This window comes from Streptomyces sp. NRRL B-3229 (genome assembly GCF_000719505.1).
GTDB classification, from domain to species: Bacteria; Actinomycetota; Actinomycetes; order Streptomycetales; family Streptomycetaceae; genus Streptomyces; species Streptomyces griseorubiginosus.
The window spans coordinates 101264-118700 of sequence record NZ_JOGP01000009.1 but is presented as its reverse complement, the minus strand read 5'-3'; the positions used below and the strand labels follow the sequence as shown (position 1 = coordinate 118700).

Genomic DNA, 17437 nt, shown 5'->3' with positions numbered 1-17437 from the left:
CCCCGCGGAGCCCCCCGACTCCGCGGAGCCCGCCCCCGCCCTCCTCACCCCCTCCGCCCCGTCATCCGAGCCGCCGAAGCGATCGTCGCTCGGGCCTCGCGTTCTGTGAGGCCCGTGTCGAGGGCCGCGGAGAGCAGGGGGGCGACCAGGGCCGGGCCGATGCCGTTCTCGTAGGCGCGGCAGGCTGCCCAGAACAGGCGGGTGTTGCGCTGGCCCTCGTGTGCCGCGAGGACGAACTGGACCAGGCCCTGGCCCTGGTCGCCCGCCGAGGGATGGGTCGCGGGGTGGGTGGGCCGCGGTGGGGGCAGCAACAGCCGGAGCAGGGCGGGCGGGCAGGGCGCCGGGGCCAGATGGGCCGTGCCCGGTGCCGTGCCGTAGGTGCCGTGGTCGGTGCGGGAGCCGGGCCCGACGAGGTAACCGCCGGCACCCCTGATGTCGATGCCCGGGGCCAGTCGGCCGGCCGAGTTGGGGACGGCCGCGTCGGGCGGGCCGGTGAGCCACAGGTGGCGGCCGCCGCTCGGGGTCAGGACCACGACCGTGTCGGGGATCGTGAACAGATGGCGCAGGGCCAGTTCGCGCAGGGCCGCCGAGGAGTCCGTGCCCGACTTGGTGTCCAGGTCGATGCCGATCAGATGGTGGGGCGGCAGGCCGCACGCGATGCCGTAGCCGGTCGCCCAGGGCGCGGCGGCGAAGAGCTCGCGGATGCGGACGGGGTCGGTCGAGGCGTCGTACACCCCGTGTCCGAACGCCCCGCACTGACCGTGGCAGGGCGCGGCCGAGGGGTCGTCGCGGTGGGGGGAGCGCAGGGCCGGGAGCTTGGTGCGGGACAGGGGGATGACGGCCAGCCCGCGCTCGGCGGCTGACAGGGCGTGTGCGAGGGCCAGCGTCGTGGCCTGCCGGTCTGTGGTGGCCATGCCTCTATGTTCGTACGAGTGTTCGAAAAAGGGAAGGGTGAGCGAGCGCGACTCGCCGGGCTCGCGCGATTGGCCGGAAATCTGCCGGAACGCTTTGCCTCTTGGGGCGCTTGATCACCGAGTGCCCCAACCACCCCGAAAAGCTCGGTGAAGTCGCGAAAGGGGTTTATCGACTTGTCCTCACGCTTCAGGGGGAATAACTCCTTCCGCTCTGGTTCGCCGGGGATCCGCTGGGCAACTCTGGTCTCGCGACGTCGTGCACAGCACCGGGAAGGTCGGCCAACTGCCCCGGAAACAGCCTTACTTGACGTACTACCGGCACCAGGCCGGGTTCTGGAGGAAACACACATGGCAAGCATCCGTACCGCCCGCGTCATCGCCGCCGTCTCCGCCCTCCCGCTCGCCGCCGCGCTCTTCACCGGCGTCGCCGCGGCGGACAACGGCGGCTTCGCGGACGACGGATCGAACGTGGGGGTCGCGAGCATCGTGGGCAGCGGTGTCGGACACGACAACAACGGCAACGCGTCCACCACACAGCAGAACGCCGTCGGCTCGGGCGCCTCGAACCAGAGCAACACCGCGCAGGTCAAGGGCTCCGCCTTCACGGCCGTCAACCAGGGGAACAACAACACGGTCGTGCACTTCAGCCCACTGTGGTGGTGACGGTGACCCGCGGGGGCTGACGAGCCCCCGGCGGGCCGCTCACGGGGGAGAGCGGCAGGAGGGGATCCGCAGGGGGGCGGTAAGAGGGGGATCGGTCAGGGGGGATCGGAACGAGGGGGTGGATCAACGGGACAAGGGGACTCTTCGGGGAGGTGACACGTCCACGCGGCGGTGCTTCGGTGCCGCCGCGCAGGCGTGTTCGCATGCGTGGCAACGACCTTGACAACCCATCACATCTGACGGACAGTCAGAAACTCGTGAGCGAGGGAGGCGTGCGCCCGTGGACGACGACGACCTGACGGCCCGGCTCAAGTCCTACGAAGGGCACCCCGCCGCCGTGGCCGCCACCGGCAAGGACCCCGTCAACATCCCCATGATCCGCCACTGGTGCGAGGCACTCGGCGACACCAACCCCGCCTACGCCGGCCCCGACGCCGTCGCCCCGCCCACCATGCTCCAGGCCTGGACGATGGGCGGTCTCACCGGACACACCGGCCGCGCGCGGGCGTACGACGAACTCCTCGCCCTCCTCGACGAGTCCGGCTGCACCTCGGTCGTCGCCACCGACTGCGAGCAGGAGTACCTGCGCCCCTTGCGCCCCGGCGACGAGATCACCTTCGACACCGTCATCGAGTCGGTCTCGGCCAGGAAGACCACCAAGCTCGGCACCGGCCACTTCGTCACCACCCGCACCGACGTCCGGGTGGGCGACACCCTCGTCGGCACCCACCGCTTCCGCATCCTCAAGTACGCCCCCGCACGACAGAAGCAGCCCCCGCCCCGCTCCGAGCGATCCTCTTCGGAGCGCCCGCGCTCCGAGCGATCACGCCCCCTGCGCCCCCGCCCCGTCGTCAACCGCGACAACGCGGGCTTCTGGGAAGGCGTCGCCCAGCACCGGCTCCTCATCCAGCGCTGCGCCGCCTGCGCCACCCTCCGCTTCCCCTGGCTCCCCGGTTGCGCCCACTGCGGCCAGCCCGACTGGGACACCGTCGAGGCGAGCGGCGAGGGCACGGTGTACTCGTACGTCGTCATGCACCACCCGCCTTTCCCGGCGTTCACGGACGTCGATCACGCCGCCGACGCGGCGGGGCCCTACGCCGTCGTCCTCGTCCAACTCGCCGAGGGCGTCCGGATGATCAGCAACGTGGTCGGGACGCCGTACGACAAGGTACGGATCGGGATGCCGGTACGGCTCGCATTCCGTTCCTACGGCTCCCACGACGACGAGTTGGTGCTCCCCGTCTTCAGGGCCGCCGAGGAGGACGCATGAAGGCCGGTGACGAACTTCCCCCGCTGGAGATCCCGATCACCCGCACCCTGATCGTCGCCGGAGCCATCGCCTCCCGGGACTACCAGGACGTGCACCACGACCCGGAGGCCGCCCGCGCCAAGGGCTCCCCGGACGTCTTCATGAACATCCTGACGACGAACGGCCTGGTGGGCCGCTACCTCACCGACCATTTCGGCCCGCACGCGGTGCTCAGGAAGGTGGCGATCAGACTGGGCGCGCCCAACTACCCCGGGGACACGATGGTGTTGACCGGAACCGTGGAAGCCCTGGAGGGCGATCTCGCGACCGTCCGTGTCGTGGGCGCCAACGGCCTCGGCCACCATGTCACGGGCACGGTCACCCTCGCCCTGGGGAGCGCCGGATGAGCACACGCGCGCGTGACCGGCTCGGCGGACAGGCCGCGATCGTCGGCATCGGCGCCACCGAGTTCTCCAAGGACTCCGGCCGCAGCGAGCTGCGACTGGCCGCCGAGGCGGTCCGCGCGGCGCTCGACGACGCCGGGCTCGCCCCCGCCGACGTGGACGGCATGGTCACCTTCACGATGGACACCAGCCCGGAGATCACCGTCGCCCAGGCCTGCGGGATCGGTGAGCTGTCCTTCTTCTCCCGGGTCCACTACGGCGGCGGCGCGGCCTGCGCGACCGTCCAGCAGGCGGCGCTGGCGATCGCGGCGGGCGTGGCCGAGGTGGTCGTCTGCTACCGCGCCTTCAACGAGCGCTCGGGCCGTCGCTTCGGCTCCGGGGTCCAGCACCGCGAACCCTCCGCCGAGGGAGTCGCCCTCGGCTGGTCCCTCCCCTTCGGGCTGCTCACCCCGGCCTCCTGGGTGGCGATGGCGGCCCAGCGCTATCTGCACACCTACGGCCTCACCCCGGAGGCCTTCGGCCATGTGGCCGTGACGGACCGCCGGTACGCGGCCACCAACCCGGCGGCCTGGTTCCACGGCCGCCCCATCACCCTCGCCGACCACGCGGCCTCCCGCTGGATCGTCGAGCCGCTCCGGCTGCTCGACTGCTGCCAGGAGACCGACGGCGGCCAGGCGATCGTCGTCACGTCCCTCGCACGCGCGCGTGACCTCGCCCAGCGCCCGGCCGTGATCGCGGCGGCCGCCCAGGGCGCGGGCCGGGCCCAGGAACAGATGACCAGCTTCTACCGCGACGACCTCACCGGCCTGCCCGAGATGAACGTCGTCGCCCGCCGCCTCCGGGCCACCTCCGGCCTCACCCCGGCGGACGTCGACGTGGCGATCCTCTACGACCACTTCACCCCGTTCGTCCTGATGCAGCTGGAGGAGTTCGGCTTCTGCGGGAAGGGGGAGGCGGCGGACTTCGTGCGCGAGGACCGGGTCCCGCTCAACACCCACGGCGGCCAGCTCGGCGAGGCGTACCTCCACGGGATGAACGGCATCGCGGAAGGCGTACGCCAGCTGCGGGGGACGGCGGTGAACCAGGTGGCGCAGGCGGGACGCGTCCTGGTGACGGCGGGGACCGGGGTGCCGACGTCCGGTCTGGTGCTCACCTCGGACGGGTGACCCCCAGGGGTGAACCCGCAGTACCGCGCCCCTCGTCCTCCACCTACAGGAGGTGCAGTCAGCCCCACTTCTACAACCTGAGGCGGAGTCGTCTTCGGGACCTGTGGCCGATGAGGGGGAGGCGGTCTCGAACCTAGCGTGGAGCCATGACCACACCCGTCTGCACCAGCGCTTCGAAGGCCGCCGTCCCGGCGACGCAGACCCTCGCGTACCCCTCGTTCGCCTCGTACGTGAAGGCCCGCCAGCCGGTGCTGCTGCGTACCGCCCGGTCGCTGACCGCGAACCCGAGCGACGCGGAGGATCTGTTGCAGACCGCCCTGACCAAGACCTATGTCGCCTGGGAGCGCATCGAGGACCACCGGGCCCTCGACGGCTATGTGCGCAGGGCCCTGCTGAACACGCGGACCTCGCAGTGGCGCAAGCGCAAGGTCGACGAGTTCGCCACCGACGAGATCCCCGAGCCCGAGCCCGTGCCCGGCGAGGACGACCCCGCCGAGCAGCAGGCCCTGCACGACGCCATGTGGCGGGCGATCATGAAGCTGCCGGCCCGGCAGCGCGCGATGGTCGTCCTCAGGTACTACGAGGACCTCAGCGAGGTGCAGACGGCCGAGGTGCTCGGCGTCTCCGTCGGCACGGTGAAGTCCGCGGTCTCCCGCGCGCTGGGCAAGCTCCGCGAGGACCCCGAACTGGTGCTCGCCCGGTAGGGACCCAAGGGGCCGCGGCAGGGACCCGAGGGGGCCGACTCGGTAGGGACCCGAGGGGGCCGACTCGGTAGGGAAGCGAGGGGGCCGACTCGGTAGGGAAGCGAGGGGGCCGACTCGGTAGGGAACCGAGGGGGCGGGCCGTCCGTTGTGAACACAACGTGACGTGATCGATCGCCCGGCTCTAGTGACATACCGCGCGGTATGTGCGCAGAATCGGCGCACACCCTTACTACCGCGTAGGCAATGTCGCCCCGGGAGGACGCCGTGCTGAGCACCATGCAGGACGTACCGCTGCTGATCTCCAGGATCCTGACCCACGGGTCGTCGATCCACGGCACCTCACAGGTGACCACCTGGACCGGCGAGCCGGAGCCCCACCGCCGCTCCTTCGCCGAGATCGGCGCCCGCGCCGCCCAGCTGGCGCACGCCCTGCGCGAGGACCTCGGCGTCACCGCCGACGAGCGGGTGGCGACCCTCATGTGGAACAACGCCGAGCATGTCGAGGCGTACTTCGCGATCCCCTCCATGGGCGCGGTCCTGCACACCCTGAACCTCCGTCTCCCCGCCGAGCAGCTGGCGTGGATCGTGGGCCACGCGGCCGACCGGGTCGTCATCGCCAACGGCTCGCTGCTCCCCCTGCTCGCCCCGCTGCTCCCGCACCTCAAGACGGTCGAGCACGTCGTGGTCGCGGGCCCCGGCGACCGCACCGCCCTCGAAGGCACCCACGCGCGCGTGCACGAGTACGAGGACCTCCTGGCCGGCAGGCCCACCGCCTACGACTGGCCCGAGCTGGACGAACGCCAGGCCGCCGCCATGTGCTACACCTCCGGCACCACGGGCGACCCCAAGGGCGTGGTCTACAGCCACCGTTCGATCTATCTGCACTCCATGCAGGTCAACATGGCCCAGTCGATGGGCCTGACCGACCAGGACACCTCGCTCGTCGTCGTGCCCCAGTTCCACGTCAACGCCTGGGGCCTGCCGCACGCCACCTTCATGACCGGCGTCAACATGCTGATGCCGGACCGCTTCCTCCAGCCCTCGCCCCTCGCCGAGATGATCGAGCGCGAGAAGCCGACCCACGCGGCGGCCGTCCCCACCATCTGGCAGGGCCTGCTCGCCGAGCTCACCGCCCGGCCGCGGGACGTCTCCTCGCTCACGCAGGTCACCATCGGCGGCTCGGCCTGTCCGCCCTCCCTGATGGAGGCCTTCGACGCGCTGGGCATGCGGGTCTGCCACGCCTGGGGCATGACGGAGACCTCGCCGCTCGGCACCATCGCCCGTCCGCCGGCCCATGTCGTCGGCACCCCCGAGGAGTTCGCCTACCGCCTCACCCAGGGCCGCTTCCCGGCCTCCGTGGAGGCCCGTCTGACCGGCCCCGGCGGCGAGCGGCTGCCCTGGGACGGCGAGTCCGCCGGCGAGCTGGAGGTCCGCGGTCCCTGGATCGCGGGCGCCTACTACAACGGCCCGGAGGCCGAACCCCTGCGCCCCGCGGACAAGTTCAGCGAGGACGGCTGGATGAAGACCGGTGACGTCGGCACCATCTCCCCCGACGGCTTCCTCACCCTCACCGACCGCGCCAAGGACGTCATCAAGTCCGGCGGCGAGTGGATCTCCTCGGTGGACCTGGAGAACGCGCTGATGTCCCACCCGGACGTCACCGAGGCCGCCGTGGTCGCCGTCCCCGACGACAAGTGGGGCGAGCGCCCGCTGGCCACGGTCGTCCTCAAGGAGGGCTCCACCGCCGACTTCGAGTCCCTGCGGGCCTTCCTGGCCGCCGAGGGCAAGATCGCCAAGTGGCAGCTCCCGGAGCGCTGGTCGATCATCGCGGCGGTGCCGAAGACGAGCGTCGGAAAGTTCGACAAAAAGGTCCTGCGCAAGCAGTACGCCCAGGGCGAGCTGGACGTCACCAAGCTCTGAGCGCAGCGCTGAGTACAGCTCCGAGAGACCTGTAGGACGCGGCGGTCAGGGCGCCCGGACGAGAACCGGGGGCCCTGACCGCCGTACGGTCTCCCTCACCGCCGTACCGAAGTCGTCAGCCACCCCAGCCCCAGCCACACCCCCGCCACCGCGCACACGCCGCCCCAGCCCCACCAGCCGAACGCCGAGGCCGCGAGCGCGGAGGCCGTCGCGCCGCCCGCGAAACCGGCGACGACGTAGGCCGTGTTGGCGGTCGCCGGGGTGGAGGTGGTGGTCAGGGCGAGGGTCTGGTTGGCGACGTGGGAGGCGACCAGGGCCGCGTGGACGGCGACCGCGGCGACGAACAGCGCCCACAGCGCGTGCCCGCCGAGCCAGAACAGCGGCACGGACACCGCGGCGAGCAGATACGCCGACCGCACGACCGTCGCGGCGCCGAAACGGTCCACGAACCCGCCGGCCAGCGGGGCCACCACGCTCGCGGCCAGCCCGAAGAGACCGAACAGCCCGGCGGTGGCGGTCGACAGGCCGTAGGAGGGGCCGGTCAGCAGCAGCGCCAGCGAGGTCCACAGGGCGCTCCAGGCGCCGTACATCCCCGCCTGCCGCACGCACGCGCGCCACAGGTCGGGTGAGCGGCGGACGACGGACGGCAATGTGGTGAGGCCGGAGAAGAGCGGGCCGGAGCGGCGGGGCCGCTCGGCGGGCAGGGCGTAGGCCGTGGCGAGTCCGAGGACGGCCGTCAGCACGGCCGCGCCCACGAACACCACCCGCCAGCCGAACGCCTGCCCGATCAGCCCGCCGAGCACCCGGGCCGCCACGATCCCGGTGAACAGGCCGGCGATGACGGCGGCCACGTGCCGGGCCCGGCGGTCGACGGGGGCGCGCTGGGCGACCAGCGGGACCAGCAGCTGCGGAACGACGGTGGCCGCGGAGGCGACCAGGACGGCGGCCGCTAGGGCGGTGGTGCCGGTCGCGAGGGCGGCTCCGGTCAGGGCCGCGGTGGTGACGAGCGAGAGGACGGCGACCAGTCGGCGCCGGTTCACGCTGTCGCCGAGCGGGGCGAAGACCAGCAGTCCGAAGGCGTAGCCGAACTGCGCGACCGAGGCGACCCAGGCCACCGCGGAGGCGGTCGAGCCGAAGTCGTGGGCGATGAGGGGGAGCAGCGGGGCCGCGAGGTAGATGTTGGCGGCCGTGACCGCGGTGCAGACGGCGATGAGGACGAGGAGCAACGTGCCCGCACGCTCGGCGGGGGCCGTGGCGGGCCGTCCGGTGGTGACGGTTGTTGTCGGCATGACCGGGGGACTCCTTCGAGTCTGCTCTAACAACTAACTGGTTGGTTGGAACAGTGCAACAGTGTGGGAGGCCCTTCGATTCCCTGTCAACCAAATAGTTGGTTACTTGCCTCGCCCGCCCGTACCCTGCCCTCATGGCAGCAGCAAGGGACCCTGAGGCGACCAAGGCCCGGATCTTCGAGGCGGCGGTCGCGGAGTTCGCCCGGCACGGCATCGCGGGCGCCCGCATCGACCGCATCGCGACCGAGGCCAAGGCGAACAAGCAGTTGATCTACGCCTACTTCGGCAACAAGGCGGAGCTGTTCACCAAGGTCCTCGGCAAGGTCATGCTCGATCTCGCCGTCGCCGTCCCGGTCGACCCGGACGACATCGAGAACTGGATCGATCGCCTCATGGACTACCACGAGGCCCACCCCGAGGTCCTGCGCCTGCTGTTCTGGGAGGGCCTGGAGTACGGTGCCACGGCCGAACTCCCCGACGAGGCCGAACGTCAGGAGCACTACCGTGCGAAGGTCGCCACCCTGGAGGACGGCCAGGCCCGCGGAGTCGTCACCGACGCGATCCCCCCGCGCGACCTGCTGTTCCTGCTGATCGCGGTGGCGAACTGGGCGGCGGTGGTGCCGCAGATGAAGCGGATCCTGGTGGGCGGGGAGGCCGGGGACCGGGAGCGGCTGCGGGCATCCGTGAAGGAGGCGGCACGGCGGTTGGTGGCCAAGTAAGGGGAGTGCGTGCGCAGTGCGGGGCGCGCGCAGGGCTCTCAGGAGGTGCGGAGGGACTCACGCGGCCCGCAGGGGGTTCTCAGGAGGTGCGCAGGGTCTCACGCGGCCCGCAGGGGGTTCTCAGGAGGTGCGCAAGGACTCACGCGGCCCGCAGGGGCTTGCCGGGGCGCGAGGAACCGCGCGACCAGCCACGACGGAGCCGCAGCCGCCGGACGACATGAGGCGACACCTCGGACGGCGCCCGGGAAGCGCCTGCTCCCCGAGAAGCGCCGGCTCCCTCAGTTCGTCCCGATCCTGGCCAGCAGATCCACGATCCGCGCCTGGACCTCCGCACTCGTCGACCGCTCCGCGAGGAACAGCACCGTCTCCCCGGAAGCCAGCCGAGGCAGATCGGCCTGATCCACAGCCGCCGTGTAGACGACCAGCGGCGTCCTGTTGAGCTGCCCGTTCGCCCGAAGCCAGTCCACGATCCCGGCCCTGCGCCGATGCACCTGCATGAGGTCCATCACGACAAGGTTCGGCCTGAGCTGACCGGCCAGGGTCACGGCATCGGCGTCACTCGCCGCGCGAGCGACCTGCATCCCGCGCCGCTCCAGCGTCGCGGTCAGCGCCAGCGCGATCTCCGCGTGCTCCTCGATCAGCAGCACCCGCGGCGGATGCTGCTCGCTGTCCCGGGGTGCCAGCGCCTTCAGCAGTACGGCGGGATCGGCGCCGTACGCCGCCTCCCGCGAGGCCTGTCCGAGCCCGGCGGTCACCATGATCGGCACCTCGGACGCCACCGCCGCCTGCCTGAGCGACTGGAGCGCGGTGCGGGTGATCGGCCCGGTCAGCGGGTCCACGAACAGCGCGGCGGGGAAGGCCGCGATCTGCGCATCGACCTCCTCGCGCGACTGCACGATGACGGGCCGGTAGCCACGGTCGCTGAGCGCCTGCTGGGTCGTCACGTCCGGCGCGGGCCACACCAGCAGCCGCCGCGGGTTGTCCAGCGGCTCCGGGGGCAGCTCGTCGTCCATCGGCTGCGGCCGGGGGGTGTCGGGGATCTCGACGGCCCCACCGGGACCGTCCAGCGGCTCGGGCCCCTCGGCGGCGTTCTCGTCCGGTGCCCCTATGGCGTACGACCGCCCGGCCGCCTCGGTGGCGTGCGCGAGCCTCGACTGGCCGGCCAACGAGGGCTGCGGCTGGGGGGCTTGGACCGCCTGTGCCACCTGCGCCGCCTGTGCCGACGCCGGGGTCTGTTCGGCCGCCGGGTGCGGACGGGCCGCCTGCTCCGGGGCGGTGGCGACCGCGGGGTCGGGCCGGGTACCGAGCTTGCGCCGCCGCCCCGAACCGCCCGACTGGTGCGGCGGAGGCGTGGCCGCCCCCGGCTGCTGCACCTGCGCCGCCTGCCGGGTGAACGGCACACCCTGCCCGAGCGTCCGCACGCTGATCGCCCGGCCCTGGGTCGAGTTGGGGTCCACGGGGCCGGCGGCGGCCGCGGCTACGGCGGCTGAGGTTGCGGCTTCGGCGGGCAGGGGTTGGGGTTGTGCCGCTCGGGCCTGTGCCTGGGCCTGGGCTTGCAGTGCCTGGGCCTGTGCCTGGGCTTGCAGTGCTTGTGCCTGCGCCTGCTGTGCCTGTGCCTGTGCCTGTGCCGCGTCCGCGGGCAGCGCGACGCCGGGCGGCGGAGTGGCCGCCCCGGGCGCGGGGGCCTGCACAGGCTGGGGGGTCGGCTGGTTCGGGGGTACGGCGATGCCGGCGCCGGGGGTGTCCTGGGCGGCGGGCCAGGGCTGGGCAACGGGCGTGGCCTGCGCCGGTGTCTGCTGCTGGGGCGCCTCTGCGGGGAGGGGCTGCCCGGGGAGCGGCTGACCCGGCTGCGCGAGACCGGGCTGCCCGGGGACACCCTGCGGGAGGACGGGCTGCCCGGGGAGACCCTGCGGGAGGACGGGTTGGGCCGGGGCTGCCTGTGCAGGAGTGGCCTGCGGAGCAGCTGCCTGCGGTGAGGCTCCTTGCGGCGAGACTGCCTGCACGGGCGAGGCCGGGGCGGCGACGGGCTGCGGGACCAGACCGGCCTGTCCGGTGGCGTTCTGCACCGGGACACCCGGGTACTGCACCGGCTGCACGGCGGCGGGGACCTGCTGGGCAGGGGGCGTGGGAACACCCGCGGGCATGGCCTGACCCGGCGTCGCCTGACCTGGAACGGCCTGACCGGGTGCGGCTGCCTGGGCGGGGACGCCCTGTGCCGGCATTCCCTGTGCGGGCGTACCGCCCGGCTCGGGCGGCTGGGCGACGGCCCTTCGGCGTCGGCCCGTCGGCGCGGTGGTCGGGTGCGGCTGAGGGGGCGTGTGGTCGTCGGCCTGGTCGTGCGGCACGGCGTCGTGCCGACCGTCCTCACCGTGACCGTCGGACGGATCGGGATGACCGGGGACCGGAGCCGGCACCTGCGGAACCTGTGCCGGAGTCTGCACCTGCCCGGGAACCATTCCCTGAGCCGGCACCTGCCCCAGCACCTGAGCCTGCCCCGGAAGCTGACCCGGCACCAGCGGCTGACCCGGCACCACCGGCTGACCCGGCACCAGCGGCTGTCCCTGGGCCGCGACGGGTCCCGCCGCGTCGGCGTCGGCGTCGGCCCCGGCCGGGCGGTCCGCGTCGGCGGGCGGGAGGGCGAACACCGAGCGGGGGGCCGCCTCCTGTGCGGCCGCTCGCTCCGACGCGGCGGCGAGCGCACGCCGACGGCGCCCGTCCTGCTGCGGAGTGCCGTCACCCGGCGCGGGCTGCCCGGCGATCTGGAGCTGCCCCTGGGGCTGCTGGCCCGGTCCGGCGGAGCCGCCCGCGGGCAGTGCAGCCGGCAGCGCGTGCTGCTCGCCGCCGTCGCGTCGGGCCCGGCGTCCGGCCGGAGCGGGTACGCCCTGCGGCGGCACGGTCCCGCCGAGACCGCTCCCGACCGCCGCGGAGCCCGCGGCATGCTCGGCGGCGGTCATCACGGCACCCTCGGACACGCCGACGTCGCCCGCGTCGCCTCCGTCAGCACCGTCGGCGCCCTCGGCGGACCGTCCGCGGCGCCGGCCGGTGCCCCCGGAGCCGCCGTCCGCGTCCTCGCCGGAGGCCTGTGCGGGCAGGGCCAGGGCCGCCTGTTCCTGTTCGGCCGCCGCACGCCGCCTGCGCCGCCCGGTGGGCGCGGAGGACTCGTCGGCGTCGGCCGGGACGTCACCGTCGAGGAAGGAGTCGGTGGAGGCCCGCCGGGCCCGCCGCCGCCCGCCTCCCTCGGCAGGGGAGTTCTCCCCCGGATCGGTCCCCGAAGGGACCTCCGGAGACCCGGCGTCCATCGGCGCGGCCTGGACGGGTGCGGCCTCCAGCGCGGCCGGTCCGGGCATCGCGACGGCACCGGCCCCGCCCCCGATGGGCACTTCGAGGACGTACGCGCTGCCGCTCATGCCCGGCACCTCGTGCGTCTGGAGCACACCGCCGTGGGCGCGCACGATCCCGCGCACGATCGGCTCGTGCACCGGGTCACCCCCGGCGTACGGCCCGCGCACCTCGATACGGACGCTCTCACCGCGCAGCGCGGCCGCGACGACGACCGTGTTGTCCATGTAACCGCCCGCGGACACGGGAGCGTTCCCGGTCGCGTCGACCCCGGCGACGTCCGCGATGAGGTGCGCGAGGGCGGTCGCGAGGCGCTGGGCGTCGACCTCGGCCTCGATGGGCGGCGCGTGGACGGCGAACTGGACCCGCCCCGGCCCGATCAGCTCGACCGCGCCGTCCACACCGGCGGCGACGACGGCGTCGAGCATGACGTTCGTGCGGACGACGGAGTCGGCGCCCGCGTCGAGCCGCTGGTAGCCGAGGACGTTGTCGATGAGGTGGGTGATGCGGGAGTAGCCGGCCGAGAGGTGGTGCAGGACCTGGTTGGCCTCCGGCCACAGCTGTCCGGCGTCGTCGGCGGCGAGCGCGGACAGTTCGCGGCGCAGTTCGTCGAGGGGCCCGCGCAGGGAGCGCCCGAGCAGGGTCAGCAGCTGGTCGTGCCGGCCGGCGAGGGCCTCGTAGCGGTCCTTCTCGCGCTCCCCGAGGGCGGCGTACCGCTCCTCGCCGGCGGCGATCTCCTCGTCGTGCCGCTCCTGGAGCTCCTCCAGCTCGGTGATGTGCTTCTGGCGCAGGGCGGTCAGCTCGGAGGCGTGCTCCTCCTCGAGCCGCTCCAGCTCCTCGGCGTGGGCCTTCTCGGCGGCGGACTTCTCGTCGGCGAGGGCGTCGTAGGGCCGCCGGTCGGTGAAGGTGAGCACGGCGCCGACGAGCTGGTCGCCGTCGCGCACGGGCGCGGTCGTCAGGTCGACGGGGACCTTCTCGCCCTTCTTGGACCACAGCACCTGTCCGCGCACCCGGTGCTTGCGCCCGGAGCGCAGGGTGTCGGCGAGCGGGGACTCCTCGTACGAGAAGGGCGTGCCGTCGGCGCGGGAGTGCAGGATGAGGTCGTGGAGCTCGCGGCCGCCGAGGTCGCTGGCCCGGTAACCCAGTATCTGGGCGGCGGCCGGGTTGACGAGCACGATCCGCCCGTCGGTGTCGGTGCCGACGACTCCCTCGGCCGCGGCCCGCAGGATCATCTCGGTCTGCCGCTGCGACCGCGCCAGCTCGGCCTCGGTGTCGACGGTCCCGGTCAGGTCGCGTACGACGAGCATGAGCAGTTCGTCGCCGCTGTAGCCGTAACCGTCGTAGGCCTGCTGGCCGTTCTCCAGGTTGGCGCTGGTGACCTCGACGGGGAACTCGGTTCCGTCGGTCCTCCTGGCCACCATCCGGGTCGGCTTGGTGCGCCCGCGGGGGTCCATGTGGTCGGGCCGGCGCATGGAGCCAGGGATGAGCCGCGAGTCGAACTCGGGGAGCAGATCGAGGAGCCCCCGCCCCACCAGTGCCGTCCCCGGCGCCTCGAACGCCTCCAGGGCGATGGTGTTGGCGTTGACGACGGTCCCATTGGCGTTGACCAGCACCAACGCGTCGGGAAGCGCGTCGAGTATGGCTGCGAGGCGAGCAGCGCCTCGGGATGGCCTGCTGCTCACGAGACGCTTCCTCCCTGTTACCGCACCTTGCCGACCGCTCGGGCCATCTTGCCAAGGGGCCCGCGACGTGTCACGCGAGGGAGTCTAAGCGCAGCGGTTGTGCGGGGGAGCCGGATGAGAGGGAGGTCGCACGACGAAGTGAAGTAGAACGTGTGACCGCATCCTGGGAGGCCGTCTTGGAGGCTAGGCGCCGGAGTGGGTGCCCATGTCGGGGAGCAGCGGCACGAAGCGGTCCCAGCGCGCTGTCTCGCACCCGTTGCTCCGGTCGAACCGCGCGTCCACGGGGCGCCCGGCCCAGGTGCCCGTGACGTGGGCGGTCGCGGGGCCGCCGTAGAGCATGGTGCAGACGCTGCCCTCGGGGACGGGCGCGAAGGTGTCGCGCCCCCACCGGGTGTTGCGCTCGAGGGCGGCGCAGGCGCCGGGGAGGTCGGGGTGGGTGCCGGGCCCGGAGGCGGTGCCCGGGGGGCAGCTCACTTCATAGGTGGCACTTTTTTCGCCCGCGTCCCGGACGGTGACGACGAGGTGGTCGCCGCCGGTGGCCGCCGAGGCGGTCGCGGGGGCGAGGGCGGCGAGGAAGAGGGGGAGCGGACCCAGCCGGGCCAGCCGGCGGAACCGGGTGACGTGCGAGGTGCGCTGACTGACGTGTGACATGCCCTGACTAACGCCGGGCGGGGCCGTACGTTGCGCGGAAGCACTTTGCCCTGGGCGCCGCCCGCCTAGTACCGTGGGTGCCGATTGGTGGCGCGACCTTCGGCTGTGTCATCATCTGCACGCACCACTCGCGCTCGCGCGGGCGGCTGTGCGGGAGGCGTCGCCTAGTCCGGTCTATGGCGCCGCACTGCTAATGCGGTTTGGGACTTACATCCCATCGAGGGTTCAAATCCCTCCGCCTCCGCGCAAGATCACCGAAGCCCCGGTCCAGTGGACCGGGGCTTCGTCGTGGTCCCTGCCCCAGATGGGTGTTTCCGCAGCTCACAAGGGGTACGGCAAACGGATTTCACATGCGAGCGGCAGTCATGTAATGTTCTTCCTGTCGCCGCGAGCGGCCCGAAAGGGCGGGGAGCGGCGAAAAAACAGAACAAGCACTCGTAGCTTAACGGATAGAGCATCTGACTACGGATCAGAAGGTTGCAGGTTCGAATCCTGCCGAGTGCACAGCAGGTCAAAGGCCCCTCAGGATCACTCCCGAGGGGCCTTTTTCGTGCTGTACAGCAGCGGAGTACAGCAACGGGTCGAGATCAGCCGGTGTTGTCGTCAGTGCCGGTGCCGCCCATCGCGGCGGACAGCTTGCCGAGCGCGGCCCGCACCTCCTCCTCGCTCGCTTCCGCGTAGACCTCCATCGTCATGGCGATCTGCGAGTGCCGGAGGATGCGCTGAGCAACCTTCGGATGGACCTTGAGGGCGACCAGGAGCGAGCTGCACGTGTGCCGCGTGTTCCGGAGCGGGATCACCCGGAGGCCGACACGGCGGGCGCGCAGGGCGAACATGCGGGTGAGGTTGCCCGGCTCGATGGGCGTCCCGTACTTCGTGGTGAAGACCAGGCCCCGAGTGTCCTGCCAGAGCTCCCCGGCCGCCTTCCGATCCCCATCCTGCTGAGCGCGCCGCATACGCAGTGCCCTGAGGCAGAACTCCGGGAGGGGAAGGAAGTCGTCCGACTCCTCCGTCTTGGTCTCGCGATGGAGGATCTGACGGCCTGCCCGCTGGATCTGGTGATCCACGTACAACTCGCAGGTCCCGAAGTCGATCGACTTCCAAGTGAGTCCCAGAACCTCACCCCGACGCAGGCCGAGGCACAGCACGAGCACCCAGGCCGCGAACAGGGGATCTTCCCGGGAGAGGGAGTCGGCGAGGAAGCGGCCCGCTTCGACGACGGACCACGGCTTGATCCGGCGACGACGAGGCTTCGGGACCTTGACCAGAGAGGCGACGTTCTTGTGGATCTCCTCCTCGGTCACCGCGTGGGTGAGCGCGGCGCGCAGGGCATCACGGGCGGCCTGGACCACGCGCCGGGAGGGATACGCCTCACAGCACTCACCGACCGCACAGCAACGCTGCCGATCTTTCGGCCGCTTGGCGTCCTTACCCTGCGCGCAGCACTGGCAGATGCCGGCCAGCTTGGTCAGCCACTCGCGTACGTCCCTTCGTCCTGGATGGCCCGTGGTCATAGCTGGGCCCAAGCTTCTGGCTGCCGACCGGCAGAGCTCCCGCCGTTCACAAGCTCAGGGTGCGTCCAATGAGACAGATGCGCATCCGTGGGGCTACGCGCCACCGTCGGGCCATGACAGCAGGATGATCCGGTACCCCAGGAATCCGACTGAGTTACAACCTTCTCTACTAGTTCAAGGCGGCTCGCTCCGCTCCCCGCGCGCGGCCCGGCCCCGGCCGGGCCTGCGCTCCTGTCTCCGCCCCGCTCCAGCCCGGCCAGCACCCGTGCCGCGCTCAAAGCATGCAGCCACCTGACGCCAGAGAAGAGGTACGTCGTGGCTGGGGCGGTCGGCTCCACGGCTTTACGGAGCCACTTTGGCGCGAGCCAAAGATCATGGCCCCAACGTCGTGCTTTAGCGGGCAGGTCCACAGACTGCCCGACGCGCCGGAAGCTTACGGGGCCATGATCACTCGCGCCAAAGCAGCGCCACCCCAAAGCCGCTCCACCGACCTGTAATCAAGGTCCCGACGGAGATAGCGGTGGACTCTGAGCGCCCGCGATGATCCCATCAACGTACTGACTCAACTGCGCATGGAGCACTCGCGTGAGAACCTCGACGAACCTCAAATTGTAGCTGAGTTCTGGCCGAGATATGTGCATAGCTTGCGCCGTATGCGCCACCTGATGCCTGGAATCGAGGATGCTGTCGAGTTTTTGACTTTCGAATCCAGAAACCTCTTGACGACCCCAATGCTTGGTGAATTCACCATTGCAAGTCTGGAAGATCTCAGAGATTCCGACTGACTTGAACATCCGTTTAACGCAAGCCGCGTCCGGGTTGCTATTCGTCGCAGCTAGGGCCTTTGGCTCAAAGCTATCCTTGGCCAAAAGCTTCGCCGCAGTCAAGACATTAGCCAACCGCAGCTCGCGATCCATGCCCTTAGTGGAAAAGTCACCTTTGAGTGCAAGCTCGAGCGAAGCGAAGGAGGCCTCAACTTGCAGCTTCTTGGGGAGCAATCCCATCGGGATTTTTGCGGTGCGAAGTCGGTCCAATTCTTCCTCGAACAGGTCTCGCAGAAACTTCTCGAAAGATGCCACCGTAAGCACCGTGCAAGCACCTCGAAGCGCTGACACCTTGGGCAACTCTAGGCTGTCTGGAGGATCCGGATACACAGATTCGAGAGCAATCAGCGCCTGCACCGCTTGCGCCCCAGCGTGAAATGTAGCCAGCGCCCCCATCGC

The 17437-nt window shown here is 71.5% G+C and carries 12 protein-coding genes, 2 tRNA genes and 1 pseudogene; 9 read left to right on the top strand and 6 right to left on the bottom strand.

The features are described from left to right. Window positions 1–44 precede the first annotated feature (44 nt). The gene (locus IF54_RS0116945) at window positions 45–914 is read right to left on the bottom strand and encodes a bifunctional DNA primase/polymerase (protein ID WP_030319348.1); all 870 of its coding nucleotides are present in this window, start codon (window positions 912–914) and stop codon (window positions 45–47) included. A 348-nt stretch (window positions 915–1262) separates the two neighbouring features. Between IF54_RS0116945 and IF54_RS0116940 the strand changes: the two genes are divergently transcribed. The 6 genes from IF54_RS0116940 (at window position 1263) to IF54_RS0116915 (ending at window position 7020) form a co-directional block, all read left to right on the top strand. Beyond that, complete coding sequence (locus IF54_RS0116940) at window positions 1263–1577, top strand: hypothetical protein (RefSeq protein ID WP_030319346.1); 315 nt, start codon at window positions 1263–1265, stop codon at window positions 1575–1577. A gap of 280 nt (window positions 1578–1857) precedes the next feature. Further along, window positions 1858–2847, top strand: a complete 990-nt coding sequence (locus IF54_RS0116935) for a bifunctional MaoC family dehydratase N-terminal/OB-fold nucleic acid binding domain-containing protein (RefSeq protein WP_030319343.1) — start codon at window positions 1858–1860, stop codon at window positions 2845–2847. After that, on the top strand, window positions 2844–3233 hold the full coding sequence (locus IF54_RS0116930; RefSeq protein ID WP_030319340.1) for a MaoC family dehydratase: 390 nt from the start codon (window positions 2844–2846) through the stop codon (window positions 3231–3233). The genes IF54_RS0116935 and IF54_RS0116930 overlap by 4 nt, the downstream gene beginning before the upstream one ends. Continuing rightward, window positions 3230–4396, top strand: a complete 1167-nt coding sequence (locus tag IF54_RS0116925; RefSeq protein ID WP_030319335.1) for a lipid-transfer protein — start codon at window positions 3230–3232, stop codon at window positions 4394–4396. Before IF54_RS0116930 ends, IF54_RS0116925 begins: the two co-directional genes overlap by 4 nt. A 146-nt stretch (window positions 4397–4542) precedes the next feature. Then, complete coding sequence (locus tag IF54_RS0116920) at window positions 4543–5100, top strand: SigE family RNA polymerase sigma factor (protein WP_020134048.1); 558 nt, start codon at window positions 4543–4545, stop codon at window positions 5098–5100. 243 nt (window positions 5101–5343) lie between these two features. Further along, window positions 5344–7020, top strand: coding sequence for a long-chain fatty acid--CoA ligase (locus IF54_RS0116915; protein WP_030319333.1), 1677 nt, complete (start codon window positions 5344–5346; stop codon window positions 7018–7020). Between the two features lie 95 nt (window positions 7021–7115). Here IF54_RS0116915 and IF54_RS0116910 read toward each other — a convergent pair whose 3' ends face one another. Further along, window positions 7116–8309: an MFS transporter gene (locus IF54_RS0116910; RefSeq protein WP_030319331.1), complete on the bottom strand. Its 1194-nt coding sequence runs from the start codon at window positions 8307–8309 to the stop codon at window positions 7116–7118. A 134-nt stretch (window positions 8310–8443) separates the two neighbouring features. Here IF54_RS0116910 and IF54_RS0116905 point away from each other — a divergent pair, with 134 nt between their 5' ends. After that, the gene (locus IF54_RS0116905) at window positions 8444–9028 is read left to right on the top strand and encodes a TetR family transcriptional regulator (RefSeq protein ID WP_030319329.1); all 585 of its coding nucleotides are present in this window, start codon (window positions 8444–8446) and stop codon (window positions 9026–9028) included. Window positions 9029–9306: 278 nt separating this feature from the next. Here the strand turns inward: IF54_RS0116905 and IF54_RS0116900 are convergent, their stop codons facing one another. Beyond that, window positions 9307–14049, bottom strand: a complete 4743-nt coding sequence (locus IF54_RS0116900; RefSeq protein WP_234438994.1) for a PAS domain-containing protein — start codon at window positions 14047–14049, stop codon at window positions 9307–9309. 183 nt (window positions 14050–14232) lie between these two features. Continuing rightward, window positions 14233–14700 carry an SSI family serine proteinase inhibitor gene (locus tag IF54_RS0116895; RefSeq protein ID WP_030319324.1) on the bottom strand — a complete coding sequence of 156 codons (468 nt, stop codon included), beginning with the start codon at window positions 14698–14700 and terminating at the stop codon, window positions 14233–14235. Between the two features lie 153 nt (window positions 14701–14853). Here IF54_RS0116895 and IF54_RS0116890 point away from each other — a divergent pair. Together IF54_RS0116890 and IF54_RS0116885 are read left to right on the top strand one after the other, a co-directional pair. Next, a tRNA-Ser gene (locus tag IF54_RS0116890) sits at window positions 14854–14944 on the top strand. Window positions 14945–15131: 187 nt separating this feature from the next. Then, a tRNA-Arg gene (locus tag IF54_RS0116885) sits at window positions 15132–15204 on the top strand. 83 nt (window positions 15205–15287) lie between these two features. Here IF54_RS0116885 and IF54_RS0116880 read toward each other — a convergent pair. Continuing rightward, window positions 15288–16190, bottom strand: a pseudogene (locus IF54_RS0116880) (site-specific integrase); the annotation flags it as partial. A 521-nt stretch (window positions 16191–16711) separates the two neighbouring features. Next, window positions 16712–17434 (bottom strand): HEPN domain-containing protein, encoded by a 723-nt coding sequence (locus tag IF54_RS42710; protein WP_267884959.1) that lies wholly within the window; start codon window positions 17432–17434, stop codon window positions 16712–16714. Window positions 17435–17437: the final 3 nt, after the last annotated feature.